Below are 2,919 nucleotides of genomic sequence, written 5' to 3'. Positions count from 1 at the left end.
CCGCATCTTTTAAGCCCGGCGACCGTGCTGCAACCACTGGTGTGCCACAAGCATTGGCTTCAATTACAATCATTCCCCATCCTTCTTTAATTGAATTCTCAACTAAGACATTTGCTTTCTGGTAATACTTAATTTTCTCTTTTTCTGGAATATAACCAGTAAAAGTAATATAGTCTTCAATATCTAATTTCTTAGTTAGATTTTTTAATCTTGCGAAATCATCACCGTCGCCAATAATTACGACCTTAAAATCTTTTCTTTTTTGACTTAATTTCTGGGTTGCATAAAGCAGATGGTCAACTGATTTATATCGTTTAAGGCGACCAGTATGAAGGATTAGATTCTTTTCTTTAATAGCATAATCGGGCTGATAAACACTTAAATCAATACCAGGCGGAATTACTGCTATCTTTTCGGCTTTGATTCCCATTTTTACTAAATCTTGTTTTGAACTCTCCGAAAGGGTGGCAAAATTGTTATGCTTATAACATAAAGGAATTAAACTTTCCATTAAATAGACATAACTGGCAAAAGGTATTGATACTTCAGAAAATATACTCTTTCGGAAAAGATGCATCATTAATGCTAATACTGGTTTTTTAGTTATCCAAGGACTATAAAAAGGAATCTTATTTAAATCATCAATAACAATGTCATAATTATCTTGCCTGAGAATATCATCAAGTCTATGATAGACCGCAAAATTAAAAGTATTTTTAGAGCCAATTCGGATTATCTTAATGCCATCGATAATTTCTTGTTCTTGAGCGCCTTCAAATTTAACTGCTAATTGAGTGACTGAATGTCCTACTTTAACAATTCGCTTGAAGATTTCTTGGAAATAAATTTCTGCGCCACCTGCTAATGGATTCTTAATACAACGCCAATTAATAACCAAAATCTTCATAAAAAGAATGATAATTGATTTTTAATCGTCAATGTTAATAACTAAAATCTTCTTTAGAAAGAATGATAATTAATTTTTTGCTAATCGTTAATTATTATTAACTAAAATTATATAAGAGAAAATGATAATTAATTTTTTTCTTATCGTCAATAAGTAACTACAGTGGGTAGCGTCAAGAATTTCGGGTAATTTCTTTTTTCTTCCATTAGGTGTGTGCTCCTTTTCTTATTATTAAAATTGTCTATCATAGCAGGATATACCTTTATTGTTAACATATCAAGTCTAAATTTACACAATATTTATACACTTACCTAATCAATTTATATTCTTGACACAACAAAATAAGTGATGTATACTTATTTAGCAACTGGATAGTTGGAGGATGATATTTTATGGTAAGTAAATCTTTAATCGAAACCATATTAAGGAGGAGATATGAGGAAAACATTAAGTCTTTTCATATCCCTTTTTTTAATTGTTATTGCTGAAGAGAGAAATTTTAGTCCAACCCAGATAAAAGTTGCATTTCCAGATAGTCTGCTTTATACAATGAGTGTTGCTGGTTATACAACTTATGATTGGCCCTACGGTGGTCCAACCTGGACTTGGTCGCGAGTTGATTCAATTGCTAATGGCGTGCATGCAATCTGTATGCGCAGCAACGAATTATCATCTCCTTGGTCTGACCGAAATATGGGATATAATTTTTATAGTTTTTTAACTCATTCTTGGATTTTTGGTGATTTATCTAATGTTTTTACTCAAAGAAGTGGTTTTGGGAGTCTTGATTATGACCCAGTTGCTGGTGTTGCGGTTGTTAGTGCGCACCAGTCAATCGGTGGACGCTTAACACCAATTGTCGGAAAAGACTTAGCATCTGGAACCGGAAATTTTATTTATTGTTTAGGTCCCACCGGTTTTCTCTGGCCCGTAGTCGCAGTCACTCAGAACCAAACAATTCATTGTGCAATGATTAAAGAAGACCCGATAGGTGATTATGATGATACTTTATACTACTCTCGGATTCAACCTTGGTGCACTTGGTCTACACCGATAAGAATATGTCCTCCTATGCCCGAACCTTATGGACCGTGTCAAAATATACACGCATCAAAAAGTTCTAATAAAATTATTATAACTTGGACGCAATGGGAGCATCCTGGTAGTTTAGCAGCGCCGGTTGATTCGGCTTATTATATAATATCAAATGATGGTGGCTTAACTTGGCAGACACCGGTCTTAATGCCCTTTCCACCAGCATTTCAAGGAATTCCTTATGCAAAACCCTCATATCATATTACTTCTCTGTATGCGATGTTTGATAGATTTGATAATTTACATATTATTGCTGCTTTCAATGCTGTACTTTATGATACTTTTCCTGTTGTTATTCCAGCCGAAATCTGGCATTATTGTCCAACTAACAATCCGGTTTGGAGTTTTGTAAGAAGGGCTGATACTGATACCCTTATTGCTGGCGGCGGTTTTAACTACCTTTGGGCGTGTCGACCTTCACTTGTTCAACAATCAACAACCGGATATTTATATGCAGTATGGGAAGAATTTGATTCTATTCCCAATGTTGACCCAACAACTGGTTATAATCGTGCTGATATTTGGGTGGCTGAATCCCGAGATAACGGTTTAACCTGGCCAGTTGTGCGCAGGGTGACAACACCTAATACAACATCAAAACGATATCCATGTGCTGCAGGAGTTGCGTATGATACCTTATATGTTACTTTTATGATTGATTCGGTTGCAGGGTCTGTAGTTATGACACAAGGCAGAGCGACCCGAAATCCAATTGCGATGCTTCATATTCCTGTTCCGTTTGCTCCTGGTATTGAAGCACAACCGAGAACAAAGAGATTCTCTCCACTAACATTAAAAGCACCAATACCAAATCCATTCAAAACACTAACCACTATCCATTATTCGCTACCAGGTCAAGTAAATGTTTCTTTACAGATTTATGATATTTCTGGCAGATTAGTTAAAACTTTAATCTC

The 2,919-nt window shown here is 35.4% G+C and carries 2 protein-coding genes; one reads left to right on the top strand and one right to left on the bottom strand.

Annotated elements, in window-relative coordinates; translation table 11 throughout:
- On the bottom strand, window positions 1-907 hold a 907-nt coding region (locus tag N2201_06185; GenBank protein MCX7785793.1), incomplete at its 3' end, for a glycosyltransferase family 4 protein.
- Between the two features lie 435 nt (window positions 908-1,342).
- On the opposite strand from N2201_06185, the gene N2201_06180 reads away from it, so the two are divergent.
- Window positions 1,343-2,919: hypothetical protein (locus N2201_06180; protein MCX7785792.1), on the top strand; the 1,577-nt coding region annotated here is incomplete at its 3' end.

The organism is candidate division WOR-3 bacterium (assembly GCA_026418155.1).
In the GTDB taxonomy this organism is placed as follows: Bacteria; Hydrothermota; Tepidihabitantia; order Tepidihabitantales; family CAIPLT01; genus JAOABV01.
The sequence above is the reverse complement of the archived record's forward strand: the minus strand, read 5'-3'. Positions and strand labels throughout refer to the sequence as shown.